This window comes from Brucella sp. IR068, assembly GCF_049065885.1.
GTDB lineage: Bacteria > Pseudomonadota > Alphaproteobacteria > Rhizobiales > Rhizobiaceae > Brucella > Brucella intermedia.
Genome location: NZ_JBAKHE010000030.1, coordinates 1 through 15,480, shown reverse-complemented (window position 1 = coordinate 15,480; position 15,480 = coordinate 1). Strand labels below are relative to the sequence as shown.

Sequence of the window (15,480 nt, the reverse complement as noted above, 5' to 3'; positions counted from 1 at the left end):
GCGGCCGAGTGAAACGCCCATCTTTAATGACATTTGGCACTCTCAAAGCTAAAGCCGAAGAGGTGGATATTCACCCGCCCCCATTCCTCGCTTGCAACCCTGACCAGCCTCTCGGAATGGGGGCTGAACGTCAGCACCTGTCGCATCTCCAATTTGCTGAAAACGTCGCAACTTTAACTTGCAAAAACAATGTGTATAACCGGGGTACATTCTATTTTAAACTGCAACATGCCAATGAATTCATGTGGTTAGCCATGGAGGAAATTGGATGTCGAATTGCTATTCACAGATCACTTTGCGTGAACGTCGCCGTCTTTTCGAACTTAAACAGCTCAAAGTCCCGCTCGGCGATATAGCGCGGCTGATGGGTCGTCATCGCTCGACGATCTATCGCGAGATTAAGCGCAACAGCTTTCGGGACACGGAGATACCAGACTATAATGGCTATCATAGCGTTGTTGCCGACAACATCAGTAAGGAACGCAGAACGCGGTTGCGCAAGCTCAGTCGTTACCCAGAACTGCGCAAGTTTGTCATTGAACAATTGGAAGCCCATTGGTCGCCGGAACAGATTTGCGGCCGACTGATTAGCCACGGCCTGAGCGCGATACGTCTGTGTGCAGAAACCATCTATCGCTTCATCTATTCAAAGGAAGAATACGCGCTGAAACTGTATGAACATCTGCCCGAGATGCGAACAAAACGCTGCCCAGGCGGCACCAGACGATCGCGCAGTTCCCGCATTCCAGAAGCGTTTCGCATTCATCAACGCCCTGATTTTATTGGCAGTCGTCTGCAATTCGGGAACTGGGAAGGCGACTTGATTATCTTTGAACGAGACCTTGGAGAAGCCAATGTCATGACGCTTGTCGAACGCAAAAGTCGTTATTGCGTCATCATCAAAAACAACACCCGGCACTCAAAGCCGATCATGAACAAAATCATTCAGACCTTTGCTGCACTGCCTTATCACGCACGCCGCAGTTTTACCTTTGATCGTGGTTCCGAGTTCATGGGGTATAGGGCTTTGGAGGATGGTATGGGGGCCAGAAGCTGGTTTTGTGATCCAAACTCGCCTTGGCAAAAAGGTGCTATTGAGAACATCAACAAGCGCATCCGACGTTACTTACCCAGCAACACTGACCTGACGCAGGTCAACCAGGCGCAGTTGACTGCCCTCGCCCATGATCTCAACGCAACCCCGCGCAAGTGTCTTGGATTCAAGACACCCGCTGAAGTGTTCGCCTCCCTTTTGCAGGAAGCAGCATAATCAGATAGCATAATCAACGGCATGATGCACTTGGGATAGCTTCTCCACATGTATCACTGCCATATCCTTGAGCACGAACAGCTCGGAATGATGGGTACGATTGACGTTCGAGCCTAAGTTTTGGATCGGCACATGAAACAAAGGCTCGCCGCGAAAATAATCGCGGCGCGCTAATTCGGATACATGGCTCTGTTGTGGCGTCGCACCGCCGGCTCCTGCTTTTCAGGGGCACATATTCCGCCGCGGCGCGCCGAGACGAAGGCTTGCCTTCTCGCGCCCTAGCGCCCGCCGAAAGCCATTGATTATTTGATTCGGGAAAGCCGCCGGTCACGCTTCCTTGGCGGATTTCCGGCAACTGAGGCGTTCCGCATGCTGTTCCTACTAAGCTGAGCCGAACTCCTCCCGACCCGAGCGCATCGGAGAAATCAGCTTTGCTGATGGCCGGATCAAACCCTTGATGAATCACGTCAAGAGCTCCTTCTGAAAAATTATTCCTCGGGCCTTGACCTTCCCATGGTTGGAAGCTGCACCTTCCAAAAAAGTCACCGCCGTCTCACGCTGTCCGGTGGCGTGCCCTTATGAAGGAGAACGACAATGAGTAGCAAAGCCACCACCCTGTTCCTGGCCGGAGCGGTCATCGCCGGTGGTACTCTTGGCACTGTCTATCGCGACGAGGTTAGACCCTACGCCGAAAATCTACTGGCGCTTGTTTCGTCGGCTGCCGTATCACAAGCCACTGCGCAATCAGCTCAAACGCCTGCCCCACAGGTCCCTGTCGCCGAAGTCATCACGCGTAAGGTCGCGCCCTCCGTGGAGTTTACCGGCCATACCGAAGCCATCAGCGCGGTTGAGCTGCGACCGCGCGTCGGCGGCGCAATCGACGCCGTTAGCGTTCCCGAAGGCGGCCTCGTTCGACCCGGCGATCTTCTCATCCAGATCGATCCGAGACCCTTCCAGGTCGCCCTGGATGCAGCTGAGGCCCAGTTGCAGCAGGCAAAGGTTCTGCTCGACCAGGCCGAAATCGATTTCCGACGTGCCGAAAGACTGGCTCCGAATGGGACGGTGTCGCGCAAGACCTTCGATGACGCGCAGGCAGCACGCCGTCAGCGCCAGGCCCAGGTGGAAATCGCCAAGGCTGCTGTTGCGGCCGCGGAACTTGATCTGTCGTTCACGCGCGTCACGGCACCGATTGCCGGGCGCGTTGACCGTGTTCTTGTTACGGAAGGCAATCTCGTCACCGGTGGCAATGCAGGGGCTGCGACCCTGCTCACCACGATCGTCTCGACCGATCCGCTCTATGTCTATTTCGATATCGACGAAGCCACCTATCTCGGATTCGTCGCTCGTGCACGCGAATCAGACTCGGGGACGGTTGGCGGCAGGCTTCCCGTGCAGGTCGGCTTGATGACCGATATGGGGTTCCCAAATGTCGGCGAACTCGACTTTCTCGGCAACCGTGTTGACCGGAGTACGGGCACGATCCGCGCCAGGGCAGTAGTCAAGAACCTAGATGGCCGGCTGACACCAGGCCTCTTCACGCGGGTGAAGCTCGTTACCGCCGAACCGGCTCAGACCGTGCTCATCGACGAACAGGCGATCGGTACCGACCAGGGGCGCCGCTACGTTCTGGCTCTCGGTGCCGAGAACAAGGCCGAGTACCGACCGGTTGAACTGGGGCCAATGATCGATGGTCTGCGCGTTGTTTCCAGCGGCCTCAAGCCAGGCGAGAAAATCATTATCAAAGGGCTGGTTCGCCCCGGAATGCAAGTTGACCCGCAAACAGTTTCGATGTTGTCGGGCCAATCCGTCGATGGTGACCGAGCGGCGGCTGCATCGCAGGAGGCACGTCGATGAATATCCCACGCTTTTTCGTCGACCGTCCCATCTTCGCGGTCGTCCTGTCCGTATTGATGCTGATCGGCGGTGGTCTGACGCTCTTGAAACTGCCATTGAGCGAATATCCGCAGGTGACCCCGCCGACGGTACAAGTCACCGCAAGTTATCCAGGCGCCAGTCCCGAAGTGATTGCAGAAACGGTTGCCGCGCCGCTGGAGCAGGTGATCAATGGCGTTGAGAACATGCTCTATATGAGCTCGCAGGCGGCGACCGATGGGCGCATGACGCTGACTGTGACGTTCCAGCAGGGCACGGATCCTGACATGGCGCAAGTTCAGGTGCAGAATCGTGTCTCGCGCGCGCTTCCGCGTCTGCCGCAAGAGGTTCAGCGCATCGGTGTGGTGACGCAAAAGACCTCGCCCGATATCTTGATGGTGGTTCATCTGGTATCACCCGATGATCGCTATGACCCACTCTATCTGTCGAATTTCGCCACCTTACAGGTGCGCGACCAGCTTGCGCGCCTGTCAGGTGTGGGTGACGTACTCGTCTGGGGTGCTGGCGAGTATTCCATGCGGGTGTGGCTCGATCCGGCCAAGGTGGCAGCGCGTGGTCTGACCCCTTCGGACGTGGTGGCGGCAATTCAGGAGCAGAACGCCCAGGTAGCCGCAGGCTCGATTGGCCAGCAGCCAAACGCCTCGGCTGCGTTCCAGGTCACGGTCAACACGCTTGGCAGGCTTTTCAACGAGGAGCAGTTCGGCGACATCGTCGTCAAGACCGGCAGCGATGGCCAGATAACCCGTTTACGCGATATTGCCCGTATCGAACTCGGCGCAGACGCTTACGCGCTGCGCAGTCTTCTCGACGGCAAGCCGGCGCTGGCAATGCAGATTGTCCAGAGCCCGGGCGCCAACGCCCTCGACGTGGCGAGCGCTGTTCGCAACACCATGGAAGAACTGCAAAAAGGCTTTCCCGAGGGCATAGAATACCGCATTGCCTACGACCCCACCGTCTTCGTCAAGGCGTCTCTGGAGGCCGTAGTCATAACGCTGCTCGAAGCCATCGTTTTGGTCGTGATCGTCGTCGTGCTTTTCCTTCAGACATGGCGGGCTTCGATCATTCCGCTCGTTGCGGTCCCTGTGTCGTTGGTTGGTACATTCGCGCTTATGTACATGTTCGGCTTCTCGCTGAACACATTGTCACTGTTCGGTCTCGTGCTTTCCATCGGGATCGTCGTTGATGACGCTATCGTGGTCGTCGAAAATGTCGAGCGCCATATCGCGCTTGGCGAAACGCCAAAGGAAGCAGCACGCAAGGCCATGGACGAAGTGACCGGGCCGATCATTGCCATTACGTCCGTCCTGTCGGCCGTGTTCATTCCCTCGGCATTCCTGTCAGGGCTGCAAGGTGAGTTCTACCGCCAGTTCGCCCTCACGATCGCAATCTCGACTATCTTCTCGGCGATCAACTCCCTCACGCTTTCTCCCGCGCTTGCCGGCGTGCTCTTGAAGCCGCACCACGGCGAGGTGAAGCGTGATCTCCTGACACGGGTGATTGATGGTTTGTTCGCCTGGTTCTTCAGGCTCTTCAACCGGTTCTTCGACAGTGCTTCGAATGCTTATGTCTGGTCTGTGCGCCGCGCCGTGAGGCTGAGCACGCTCGTCCTGCTCGTCTATGCTGGTTTGCTTGGCATGACATGGATGGGGTTCCAGACTGTACCCAGCGGGTTTGTTCCAGCTCAGGACAAGTATTACCTCGTCGGTATTGCACAGCTGCCGACGGGAGCTTCGCTCGACAGGACCGAGGCGGTGGTTAAGAAAATGTCTGAGATTGCACTTGACGAACCCGGTGTGGAAAGTGTCGTCGCTTTCCCAGGCCTTTCGGTCAACGGCATGGTCAATATCCCGAACGCTGCCGTTATGTTCACCATGCTCAAGCCCTTTGATGAACGCAAGGACCCTTCTTTGTCCGCCTTCGCCATCGCAGGCCGCCTGATGGGCAAATTCAGCCAGATACCTGATGGTTTTGCTGGTATATTCCCGCCCCCGCCGGTTCCGGGACTCGGCACGACCGGAGGATTCAAAATTCAGATCGAAGACAGGGCGGGCCTTGGGTTTGAAGCGCTCGCCGAGACACAAGGGGCGATCATGGCCAAGGCGATGCAGGCACCGGAACTAGCGGGCATGCTCGCAAGCTTCCAGGTGAACGCGCCGCAGGTTCAGGTGGTTATCGACCGGGTAAAAGCCAAGTCGCAAGGCGTGCCGCTCAACACCATATTCGAAACGCTGCAGGTCAATCTCGGCTCGCTTTACGCGAATGACTTCAATCGCTTTGGCCGGACCTATCGTGTCGTCGTCCAGGCGGACGCCCCCTTCCGGATGCAGCCGGAGGATATCGGTCGCCTGAAGGTGAGAAACGCAACAGGCGAAATGATTCCGTTATCTGCCCTTTTGACGATCAAGCACAGTTCGGGCCCGGATCGGGTCATGCATTACAACAGTTTCCCATCGGCAGATATAAGCGGTGGTCCGGCACCCGGCTATTCGTTCGGGCAGGCAACAGCCGCAATAGAACGCATCATGACGGAAACCCTGCCATCCGGCATGGCCTTCGAGTGGACGGAGCTTGCCTATCAGGAGAAACAGGCCGGAAACACGGCAATGTATATATTCCCGCTTTCCGTTCTACTCGCTTTTCTCATTCTTGCTGCTCAGTATAACAGCTGGTCGTTGCCATTCGCTGTGCTGCTGATCGCGCCGATGGCTCTGCTTTCAGCAATTGTCGGTGTCTGGCTAACCAGTGGTGACAACAACATTTTTACTCAGATCGGTTTCGTCGTTCTGGTTGGTCTTGCCGCCAAGAACGCCATCCTGATCGTGGAGTTCGCGCGAGCGAAGGAAGATGAAGGCCTCGATCCATTGAATGCCGTGCTCGAAGCGGCACGGCTTCGACTTCGACCCATACTGATGACTTCGCTCGCCTTCATTGCAGGTGTCGTACCACTTGTGATCGCAACAGGAGCGGGTGCCGAAATGCGGCATGTCATGGGCATCGCCGTGTTTTCCGGCATGCTCGGCGTCACGTTGTTCGGGCTGCTCCTGACGCCGGTATTCTATGTCGTGGTGCGGAAATTTGCGACCCGCCGCGAAAGGCGCATGAGAGCTGAAGGGGCTGTTCTGAAACAGCAACCATAAACAATTCACGGCGATCGCATCCAGTCTGATCGTAAGACCCGAGGACCGGATGCGATCGCTCCCACAATCAAAAACGATTCTGATGCGCTGAAGAAATGACCGCAGGCGGGCGGCGCACGCCTAACTGCTCACTTAGACCCGGCGCACCTCTAGTGAGAGATACTTATGAGAACCACAAATTACGCTGTGCCTTTTATACTGATATTCCTCGCCGGTTGCGTCACTGGCCCCGATCACGAAGCTCCACAAATTGCTTTGCCAGGTAAGTTTGGGGAAGGCTCCGTGGCGAGCAATGGAAATATGGCACTGGCCGCATGGTGGAATTCATTTGGCGATGTTCGCCTTAATCGCTATGTCGCCCTGGGGCTGGAACAGAACTTGACGGTGCAACAGGCGGTCGAGAGGATCAACCAGGCGCAGGCGGATGTCATCGTAGCCGGTTCGGGAGCTCTCCCCAGCCTTATAGCCTCCGCCAGCAACACTACTAGCAAGCAAAAGGGCAGTCTGTTCAATGCCGATCAACCCATCAAGAACGTCTCCGCCGGGGGACTTGGCGTCAGTTGGCTTATTGACTTCTTCGGACAATATCGTCGCGCAAAAGAAAGTGCTTCCGCTTCGCTTGATGCAGCTTATGCCAGCGTCGATGTTCAACGCCTGGCGCTCATTTCGCAATTGACTTCAGCCTATATCGATCTTCGATATTATCAGGAGCGCATCGAGATCGCACGCCTGAATCTCAAGTCGCGTCGAGAAACACTTGCGCTAACGAGACAGCAGTTGGCAGCAGGTGCGACGTCGCGACTGGACGTTACGCAGGCCGAAGGACTCGTCCATGTGACACTGGCCGAAATTCCTGAACTGGAGATCAATTTCCGTCGATCAGCTCATCGCATAGCAACACTCTTGGGGTTGCCTGCTTCATCTTTAATTAGCGAGCTTCAAAAAGGGGCCGGGCAACCCGTCGCACGTGCGGTTGCGCGTAGTGGCATTCCTACCGATCTGCTACGCAATCGCCCCGATATCCGCGCGGCAGAACGGCGCTTGGCCAGCTCGGTCGCGAAAATAGGCGTCGCGGAATCGCAACTCTATCCGAGTATTCAGCTGAGCGGATCGATTTCTCCCAGCTACACCTCCCTCAGTGGCGGATCCAATGGCTCTCTGAACGTCTGGTCCTTCGGACCAACGCTGGTTTTGCCGATATTCGACGGAGGCCGCTTGCGCGCAAACGTGGCCATCGCCAACTCCGCCGCCACGGAGCACTACCTTGAATGGAAAGAGACTGTTCTGGTCGCAGTTGAGGAGGTTGAGAACGCACTGGCAGCTATAAAGCGCAGCAAGCAGCAGGAAACCACACTGAGAAAAGCCGTTGAATCCTACAAAGACGCTCTTTCTATCGCAACGACCAATTACCGGAACGGCGTCTCAACCCTTCTCGAAGTTCTGGATGCTCAGCGATCTGTGGCCGACGCCCAAGCCAATCTTGCTCGAGCCGTCCAGCAGACAGCGTTAGGCTACGTATCCCTGAATGTTGCGATTGGCGGAGGCTACGCGAACACGAGCGACGTCGATTTGGATGACGACCGTCGGCCAGCGCCGACGTTGGGAAGAGTGCTATCGCGATGAAAGGGAGTGTGAGTTTCTTCCAGATGTTCATACAACGTTCCTACGCTCCATATACTCAATTGTTCGTATTAATTTATAGATAGAACCACCATTGCCTTCTTGCCACGCCTTCGCATGAGCAGTTCGTCATCAAAATGTTCGCTACAGCAGTGGCGTCATTTTCGCAGTTGTTCCTGTTTGACAGCGAAACTTAATCACAGATAGTTGAACAAGGCCGTGAGATACTTATCTCTGGGCGACAGCGTTATCGGAAAGGGCCGACCCCATGGAGTTTTTTGCCGAGCATCTGGCTTTTTTATCCAGCCCTGGCGGCTGGGCTGCACTGATAACGCTAGTGACGATGGAAATCGTTCTCGGCATCGACAATCTGATATTTATTTCGATCCTTACGAACAAACTGCCAGCTCCCTTGCAATCAAAAGCAAGGCGGATCGGTATCGGTGCCGCGCTTATACTGCGTTTGGCGCTTCTCTTCACGATCTCGATCATCGTGCAGCTCAAAGAACCGATCTTCGAAGCATTTGGCCACGGCATCTCCTGGCGCGATTTAATCCTTATCGGCGGTGGTCTCTTTCTTGTCTGGAAAGCAACCAAGGAAATCCACCACACTGTCGATCCCAATGACGGGAAGGAAAACATCGGTGGAAAATTGGCTGAGCTAACGATGGGCGCTGCCATAGCACAAATCCTCATTCTCGATCTGGTTTTCTCGGTGGATTCGATTATCACCGCAGTTGGCATGACCGACGAGATTGCCATCATGGTGATCGCCGTGCTGGCCGCCGTGACAGTGATGCTACTGGCCGCTGATCCACTATCGCGCTTCATTGCCGCCAATCCCACCATCGTGATGCTGGCGCTGAGCTTCCTTTTGATGATCGGCATGACTCTGATCGCCGATGGCTTTGGCTTCCATGTGCCGAAAGGGTACATCTATGCCGCCATGGGTTTCTCGGCCCTCGTCGAGGCGCTGAATATGCTGGCGCGACGAAAGTCGGAGAGAAAGTAACTCATTTTAAGCCAAGATCGGCCGCCACGAAACGCGGTCGACCCCAGATTTTGAGATTGCAACGCGAGGCTGTACGTCAATATTCAAACGAGAATACGTGATAAAGAAACAAAGCCAACCGTCCTGCTGCCGGTTATTCGGACACCGTGTTAGGCTGATCCCACTTGTTTTCAAATTCCACCGGGCTGAGATAGCCCAGTGTCGAATGCCAGTGCTTGGGATTGTAGAAGCGCTCGATGCGCCTTAGCATCGTCACTGGTTTTATAGACCTTGCGAGCTGTCCTTTCCGTTTTGAGTGACGAGAAGAAGCGTTCCATCGCGGCATTGTCCCAGACTTTGCCGGATCAGCTCATAGAACAAGTGATGCAGTGATCAGCCATGAAACGCTGGAACTGCTGGCTCTTGTATTGGGCAAATTCGATCGGTTGTCGCAACAGGACTGTTGGCACGAGCATTCACGCGCACAATTCCTTTACAGCGCCAGTGGCTCCATGAAAGTAGATACGAAATCGCAGACGTGGGTTGTTCCGGTTCAGCGGGGCGTATGGATACCCGCGGGTGAGACGCATAGGGTGCTGATGCTGGGTGCAAGTACCCGCAGCCTTTATATCGATTCCGGACTGGCGGTGCGCGCCGGCCGTTCATGCGAAGTTTTACACGTCGGAGCTTTGCTGAGGCAACTTCTGCTCGAAGCTGTGCAGATGCCTTTGCAATATGAAAAAGGTGGGCGAGATGCCGCGCTTGTTTCGCTTCTGCTTCATGAGCTTAAAGCAGCGCCCAGCATTGACCTGCAATTACCTATGTCAAGCCCTGGGAGCCCGCTCTCGTTATTGTGTGATGAGTTTCTGAGTAACCCATCTGTGCATAGCGCGCCGGAGGATTGGGCTGAACGCCTCAACGTCAGTCGCAGAACCTTCAGCCGAAAGTTTCATGCCGAGATGGGTCTGAATTTCCAGCAGTGGCGACAACGGGCATGTGTCACCTTGTCACTATCACAGCTTGCCGAGGGGAAATCCATAACAACCATTGCTCTCGAAATGGGCTACGAAAGCCCTGCGACATTTTCCACTATGTTTCGTCGCACGTTAGGCAAGCCTCCATCTGCTTTCACGCCGTGGATTACTCCTTGGCTGTGAGTTCTTCCTGCGCTTTGCCGGTGTGCGTGGCCCGGCCGAAGCAAAGCGCACCAGATATCAGCAGAGCCAAAGCCGCGACGATGAGGGACGTGTCGAATGAGGCGGTCCTTGCGTAGAGCGTATTGGCCATGAGAGGGCCGATGATCTGCCCGACACCGTAGGACGCGGTCATGATCGCGAGCATGTTGAAGCGAACCTTTGCAGCAACCCTGCGTGCCGCGGGCATGGCGATGGTCACGGTTCCCATGAAGGTGCCGCCGACCAATAGGGCGCTTGCCACGTAAGAGAGTTGTGTGTGAAAAACCGGCAGGACAACGCCGACAGCCTGGACTATCAGATTGGCCAACAAGCTCCCGTTGGCGCCCCACTTTTGATGCAGAGAATGCCACAGGAAGCATGAGGGTACTGCTCCAAGACCGAACACAGCCCAGATATGGACGGGGTCGAGCGACCCGAGTGCGCTACGCACGAGAAGAGGCAGATAGGTCGCCGTTATGATATAGCCGAGGCCAGCAAGCCCGTAGATGACGATGAGCCGCGTTGCACCGAGCAATAACGGCCTTTCTTCGTGCAGGGCCGATTGCTCCTGAATCTGATAGGGCTTTGAATTCTCAGCCTTTGCCTGCATTGCAATCGAAACAATCGTCACCGCCAGCGCGGCAGCAGCGAGCGCGAACCAGATCATGTGGCTCGACAGCGACGCCACATGACCGACTGCTATCATCTCAGCCGAGAGAAGGATGCCGATGCCGACGCCCGAGTACAGTGCTGGAACGCCTCCGTGAAGCCTGCGGTCATGGATGAGCCAATGCGAAGCGGCTACCATGGAAACAGCGCTGAACAGACCCGCAAAGCCACGGATTGTCACAATAAGCCATTCCGGTAGCGGTAGTGCCAAAAGACCGAGAGTGATCACCGTGGTTATGGTTGCGAAGGTGCACAGTTTGCGGCTTGGAATCCCTGAAAGCAGCGCAGCCAGCAGCGCACCGATGAGATATCCGGCGTAGTTGGCAGAGGCGGCATAGGAACCACCCTCGACGGAGATTTGCTGGTCGACGATCATCAGCGGATAGAGACCGGTGAAGGCGAAGCGGCCGAAGCCCATGCCGACGACCAGGACCAGGGCAGCCGCAATCGTCACCCCGGCCTCCTTGTTACGCATGGCCTTCATCCTTGATGTCCGAGAACTCTTCTAGCGTCTTTCGGAACTCGGCAAAGGCCGGCGTGGTAAAGCCTGGCCGACAAGCCAGATAGGTGTCGACTGTCATCAGCGGGCGTTCCTCGACGGAACCGAGGTGCCGCATCAGGTCGACAACGCTGCGGGGCAGGACGCTGACGCAGGAGCCCGCAGCGGTGCAGGCGAACATCGCGTGATAGGATCTGACCTCCTGGATGGCGAAGCGCTCCTTGAGCGAGCCGAACCCGGTCAGCCATTCTTCAGCTAGCATCCGATAAGTGCAGCCCGGCGCGAAAGCAGCCAACGACTTCGGCTTGATATCGTCGCCGTAACGTACTTCGGGATGTCCGGGCGGCAGAAGCAGCACCAGTTCCTCCCGAAACACAGGGATTTTGTCGAGTTCGTTTGGGCCAAGCCACCACTCTCCGGATGGAACGCCGATCAAGGCACAGTCAATGTGGTGCGCCAGCAGGGCGTCGATGAGCTGGCGGGTCGGCGCCGTCGACAGATCAATCGTTACCTTGGGCCATTTCCTGTTGTAGCTGGCAAGCGGGATTGGAAGCCGGCTCGCAACGGTGCTTTCCATAGAACCGACACGTAAGGTGCCGATCGGTTCGGATGGATTGACGACCTGCTGCGCCTCCTCGGCGAGATTCAGGATGCGATCAACATAATCAAGATACGTCTGCCCCTCATTTGTGAGCGTCATACGTCTCTGGTCGCGCTGGAATAGCGACACACCAATCTCGGCCTCGAGTTGCTGAATGCGGGTGGTGACATTCGAGGGCACACGGCCGAGCAGTTCGGCGGCGCGGGTGACGCTTTGCTCTCGGGCGACGGTGCGGAAGACCGCCAATGCAGCAAGGTCCATGACAATTCTCCATTGCAGAATTTCTTTTGGTATGTATTCTCCTTTTAAGAAAGTACGTCAACCCAAATTCCGAACTGGAGAACGAAGGCGGCTGCCTGGAACAAATTCGGAATGAACAAGAACGACGACCGGAGTGCCGAATGCCAAAATCTCTCTCGACGGAAACCATCGCCCTTGTGAAAGCCACTGTTCCCGCGCTCGCAGAACACGGTCCGGTTATCACCGCCGCCATGTACAAGCGCCTGTTCCAGCACCCCGAAATCGCGGCTTTGTTCAATCAGGCGAACCAGAAGAGCGGAAGGCAGATTCATGCGCTCGGAGCGGCGATCCTCGCCTATGCTCAGAACATCGAGAATCTGACAGCGCTTGGTCCGGCTGTGGAGCGGATAGCCCAGAAGCATATCGGCTATGCCATCCTGCCCGGACACTACCCCTATGTGGCAACCGCGCTGCTCGGCGCGATTGAGGATGTGCTGGGAGAGGCGGCGACGCCCGAAATCTTGGCGGCCTGGGGCGAGGCCTACTGGTTCCTTGCTGACATTCTGAAAGGCCGTGAGAGGCAGATCCGCAATGATCTTCTGGCACAGGAAGGCGGTTGGACCGGTTGGCGCCGGTTCCTGGTCGCCGAGCGTCGAAAGGAGAGCGAGATCATCACCTCCTTCATTCTGCGCCCCGGGGATGGCAAGCCGATCCTGCGACACAAACCGGGCCAGTATCTGACCTTCCGCTTCGAGACGGCTGGTCGACCGGGCCTGAAGCGCAACTACTCGATCTCATGTGGTCCGAACAACGACCATTATCGCATCACAGTAAAGCGCGAGCCTGCCGGCGATGCGTCGGTCTTCCTGCATGACAAGGCGGTTGTCAGTACCGTTCTGGAATGCACACCGCCCGCCGGTGAGTTCTTCCTTCCCGAAAGACTTGAGCGTCCGGTGGTGCTGGTGTCGGGCGGTGTCGGCCTGACGCCTATGGTGAGCATGCTGGAGACGCTGGCCGACCAGAGACGCTGGCCGACCAGCATGCCGGTCATCCCACCTTTTATGTTCACGGCACGACGAGCCGCGATACTCATGCGTTCAATGACCACGTCAGAGAGCTGGCCGCGCGACATGGCGCCACGACCGTAACAACCTTCTACGATCACTCGAACGGGGAACCCGAAGCTCACAGCGGATTCATTACCCTCGACTGGCTCTCCCGGAACACGCCTTTCGCGGAAGCGGATTTCTATTTGTGCGGACCCCGCCCGTTCCTGCGGTTCTTCGTTTCAGGCCTGACTCGGGCCGGCGTGTCGCCGGATCGCATACATTACGAGTTCTTCGGACCCGCCGATGAAGTACTGGCCGCCTAAGGGAGAAGCAACATGCTGGACAGGCTTGGAGTTACATTGCCAATCATTCAGGCTCCGATGGCCGGGGTCTCGACCCCGGCCCTTGCCGCCGAAGTTTCTAACGCCGGGGCACTCGGCTCCATTGGCGTGGGCGCGACTGACGCCATCGGCGCGAGAAAGATGATTGAGGAGGTCCGCGTCAGGACCGACCGAGCTTTCAACGTCAACGTATTCGTCCACGGCGCTTCGAATGCCAATGCCGAGCGCGAGGCGGCGTGGCTCGAATGGCTGGCTCCGCTCTTTTCCGAGTTCGGCGCTGAATGCCCAAAGGAACTTCGAACGATCTACAGGAGCTTCGCGGACGATGATGACATGCTGGCTCTTCTGCTCGAGACCAAGCCTGCCGTCGTCAGCCTGCATTTTGGGCTACCTTCGGATGAGAAGATCAGAGCGTTGAAGGCTGCCGGAATCACGCTGTTTGCCACCGCGACCAGTCCAGATGAAGCGAGCAAGATCGAAGCAGCTGGCATCGACATCATCGTGGCGCAGGGGATTGAAGCCGGCGGACACCGCGGCGTTTTTGACCCGGTCGCACCCGATGATGGTTTAAGCACCTTCGCTCTCACGCGGCTGCTCGTTCGACAGAGCGGGCTGCCCGTCATCTCTGCAGGCGGAATCATGGACGGAGCGGGCATCGCGGCCGCGCTTGATCTTGGCGCTGTAGCCGCTCAGCTGGGAACAGCGTTCGTGTCCTGTCCGGAATCCGCTGCGGATGAATCCTATCGTAACGCTCTAACTGGTCCTGGAAGCTATCATACCCACCTGACCACGCTTATATCCGGCCGCCCAGCCCGTGCACTCGCCAACCGCTTTACTGCCCTGCAAGAGACAGTCCTTGGTCGCCTGCCTCCAGATTATCCGATCGCCTATGATGCCGGGAAGGCGCTGCACGCGGCGGCAAAAGCAAAAGGAGAACACGGTTTCGGCGCTCACTGGGCTGGCCAAGGCGCTCCACTTTCTCGTGCGCTGCACGCGGCTGAACTCGTTGCTACGCTGGCAGATGAACTAGCGAATGCGCGCCGCTTACCGACGTAGACACCTCATTGACTACCTTGAAATCATAGATCTCCAAAAGGGAAAAATCCATGCCATTGCTTCGCGTTGACGTCATTAAAGGACGCAGCAAATCGGAAGTAGACACGCTTCTGCACCATCCACGATGCGATGGTCGAAAGTTTCCAAGTGCCTGTTCGTGATCGCTTTCAAGTGCTGACCGAACATGAACCGTCTCATCTCATCCTCGAAGATACTGGGCTTGGTTTCGAGCGGAGTGACAAATGCGTGCTGACCCAGATGACGACGAGACCCCGCTCGCGCGAAATGAAGGAAGGTTTCTACGCCCGCGTCGTCGATTATCTTGGAAAACGATCTGGAAAACCTGCATAGGACATCGCGATCGCATGCGTCGATAATGAAGACGTCGATTGGAGTTTTGGCTATGGCCGAGCACAATACCTCTGAACTGCCCCCCATTTCGACCGGACAGTCGGCATAAGCAGAAAGGCTCAAGCACAGGCTTGGGTATAGGCTTATGTCTAACGAGTATCGACATGTCGAATTGCTGACAGGTGATGTCCGCCGTCGGCGGTGGACAACCGAGCAAAAGCTGACGAACATCGAGCAGAGTTTCGAACCAGGCGAAACGGTATCTTCGACCGCTCGCCGCCATGGTGTTGCGCCCAATCTGCTTTACCGGTGGCGCAGGCTCTTGAGTGAGGGAGGTGCTGCAGCCGTGGATTCTGACGAGCCGGTGGTCGGCAATTCGGAAGTGAAGAAACTGGAAGATCGCATCCGCGAGCTGGAGCGCATGCTCGGCCGTAAGACAATGGAGGTCGAAATCCTCCGCGAAGCCCTTTCCAAAGCGGACTCAAAAAACGTATGGCCCGCCCCGTTTGCAATAGGATTTTTACGATGTTCTGATCAGTCTGCGTCAACGTATACGGTCTCATGAGCACCCCCATGGCCAAGATGGAC

12 protein-coding genes and 3 pseudogenes are annotated in these 15,480 nt (G+C 56.6%); 12 read left to right on the top strand and 3 right to left on the bottom strand.

The features are described 5' to 3' along the window. Positions 1-268 precede the first annotated feature (268 nt). The 6 genes from ACOWVS_RS23040 (at position 269) to ACOWVS_RS23015 (ending at position 8,932) form a co-directional block, all read left to right on the top strand. Positions 269-1,270 (top strand): IS30 family transposase, encoded by a 1,002-nt coding sequence (locus ACOWVS_RS23040; protein WP_075042508.1) that lies wholly within the window; start codon positions 269-271, stop codon positions 1,268-1,270. Between the two features lie 48 nt (positions 1,271-1,318). Next, complete coding sequence (locus tag ACOWVS_RS23035) at positions 1,319-1,387, top strand: multicopper oxidase domain-containing protein (RefSeq protein WP_081375310.1); 69 nt, start codon at positions 1,319-1,321, stop codon at positions 1,385-1,387. Between the two features lie 477 nt (positions 1,388-1,864). Further along, the gene (locus ACOWVS_RS23030) at positions 1,865-3,124 is read left to right on the top strand and encodes an efflux RND transporter periplasmic adaptor subunit (protein WP_075042509.1); all 1,260 of its coding nucleotides are present in this window, start codon (positions 1,865-1,867) and stop codon (positions 3,122-3,124) included. Then, entirely contained in the window at positions 3,121-6,300 is a 3,180-nt protein-coding gene (locus ACOWVS_RS23025) for an efflux RND transporter permease subunit (protein ID WP_075042510.1), read from the top strand. Before ACOWVS_RS23030 ends, ACOWVS_RS23025 begins: the two co-directional genes overlap by 4 nt. A gap of 165 nt (positions 6,301-6,465) precedes the next feature. After that, positions 6,466-7,923: an efflux transporter outer membrane subunit gene (locus ACOWVS_RS23020; RefSeq protein ID WP_075042511.1), complete on the top strand. Its 1,458-nt coding sequence runs from the start codon at positions 6,466-6,468 to the stop codon at positions 7,921-7,923. A 265-nt stretch (positions 7,924-8,188) separates the two neighbouring features. Continuing rightward, a complete protein-coding gene (locus ACOWVS_RS23015) occupies positions 8,189-8,932 on the top strand; it encodes a TerC family protein (RefSeq protein WP_075042512.1) in 744 nt (247 codons plus the stop codon). 133 nt (positions 8,933-9,065) lie between these two features. Here ACOWVS_RS23015 and ACOWVS_RS23010 read toward each other — a convergent pair. Continuing rightward, positions 9,066-9,345: pseudogene (locus ACOWVS_RS23010) on the bottom strand (integrase core domain-containing protein); the annotation flags it as partial. Here ACOWVS_RS23010 and ACOWVS_RS23005 point away from each other — a divergent pair. Next, entirely contained in the window at positions 9,301-10,068 is a 768-nt protein-coding gene (locus ACOWVS_RS23005) for a helix-turn-helix transcriptional regulator (RefSeq protein WP_345569432.1), read from the top strand. The pseudogene ACOWVS_RS23010 and the gene ACOWVS_RS23005 sit on opposite strands and share 45 nt — an antisense overlap. On the opposite strand, the gene ACOWVS_RS23000 is transcribed toward ACOWVS_RS23005, so the two are convergent. Together ACOWVS_RS23000 and ACOWVS_RS22995 are read right to left on the bottom strand one after the other, a co-directional pair. Beyond that, entirely contained in the window at positions 10,052-11,230 is a 1,179-nt protein-coding gene (locus tag ACOWVS_RS23000; protein WP_075042516.1) for a YbfB/YjiJ family MFS transporter, read from the bottom strand. The genes ACOWVS_RS23005 and ACOWVS_RS23000 overlap by 17 nt on opposite strands. Continuing rightward, the gene (locus ACOWVS_RS22995; protein WP_075042514.1) at positions 11,223-12,116 is read right to left on the bottom strand and encodes a LysR family transcriptional regulator; all 894 of its coding nucleotides are present in this window, start codon (positions 12,114-12,116) and stop codon (positions 11,223-11,225) included. The genes ACOWVS_RS23000 and ACOWVS_RS22995 overlap by 8 nt, the downstream gene beginning before the upstream one ends. A 140-nt stretch (positions 12,117-12,256) precedes the next feature. Between ACOWVS_RS22995 and ACOWVS_RS22990 the strand changes: the two are divergent. From ACOWVS_RS22990 to ACOWVS_RS22970, 5 genes and pseudogenes are all read left to right on the top strand, one after another. After that, positions 12,257-12,589 (top strand): annotated as a pseudogene (locus tag ACOWVS_RS22990) (globin domain-containing protein); the annotation flags it as partial. Between the two features lie 533 nt (positions 12,590-13,122). Then, positions 13,123-13,467 (top strand): hypothetical protein, encoded by a 345-nt coding sequence (locus tag ACOWVS_RS22985; RefSeq protein ID WP_345569438.1) that lies wholly within the window; start codon positions 13,123-13,125, stop codon positions 13,465-13,467. A 12-nt stretch (positions 13,468-13,479) separates the two neighbouring features. Beyond that, on the top strand, positions 13,480-14,541 hold the full coding sequence (locus ACOWVS_RS22980) for an NAD(P)H-dependent flavin oxidoreductase (protein ID WP_075042515.1): 1,062 nt from the start codon (positions 13,480-13,482) through the stop codon (positions 14,539-14,541). A gap of 129 nt (positions 14,542-14,670) precedes the next feature. After that, positions 14,671-14,892, top strand: a complete 222-nt coding sequence (locus tag ACOWVS_RS22975) for a tautomerase family protein (protein ID WP_247644476.1) — start codon at positions 14,671-14,673, stop codon at positions 14,890-14,892. A 145-nt stretch (positions 14,893-15,037) separates the two neighbouring features. Continuing rightward, positions 15,038-15,379, top strand: a pseudogene (locus ACOWVS_RS22970) (transposase); the annotation flags it as partial. Between the last annotated feature and the right edge of the window lie 101 nt (positions 15,380-15,480).

Coding starts and splice junctions, on each gene's coding strand:
- ACOWVS_RS23025 (WP_075042510.1), top strand. CDS start 3,121: ATGAATATCCCACGCTTTTTCGTCGACCGTCCCATCTTCGCGGTCGTC.
- ACOWVS_RS22995 (WP_075042514.1), bottom strand. CDS start 12,116: ATGGACCTTGCTGCATTGGCGGTCTTCCGCACCGTCGCCCGAGAGCAA.
- ACOWVS_RS23030 (WP_075042509.1), top strand. CDS start 1,865: ATGAGTAGCAAAGCCACCACCCTGTTCCTGGCCGGAGCGGTCATCGCC.
- ACOWVS_RS22975 (WP_247644476.1), top strand. CDS start 14,671: ATGGTCGAAAGTTTCCAAGTGCCTGTTCGTGATCGCTTTCAAGTGCTG.
- ACOWVS_RS22980 (WP_075042515.1), top strand. CDS start 13,480: ATGCTGGACAGGCTTGGAGTTACATTGCCAATCATTCAGGCTCCGATG.
- ACOWVS_RS23015 (WP_075042512.1), top strand. CDS start 8,189: ATGGAGTTTTTTGCCGAGCATCTGGCTTTTTTATCCAGCCCTGGCGGC.
- ACOWVS_RS23000 (WP_075042516.1), bottom strand. CDS start 11,230: ATGCGTAACAAGGAGGCCGGGGTGACGATTGCGGCTGCCCTGGTCCTG.
- ACOWVS_RS23020 (WP_075042511.1), top strand. CDS start 6,466: ATGAGAACCACAAATTACGCTGTGCCTTTTATACTGATATTCCTCGCC.
- ACOWVS_RS23040 (WP_075042508.1), top strand. CDS start 269: ATGTCGAATTGCTATTCACAGATCACTTTGCGTGAACGTCGCCGTCTT.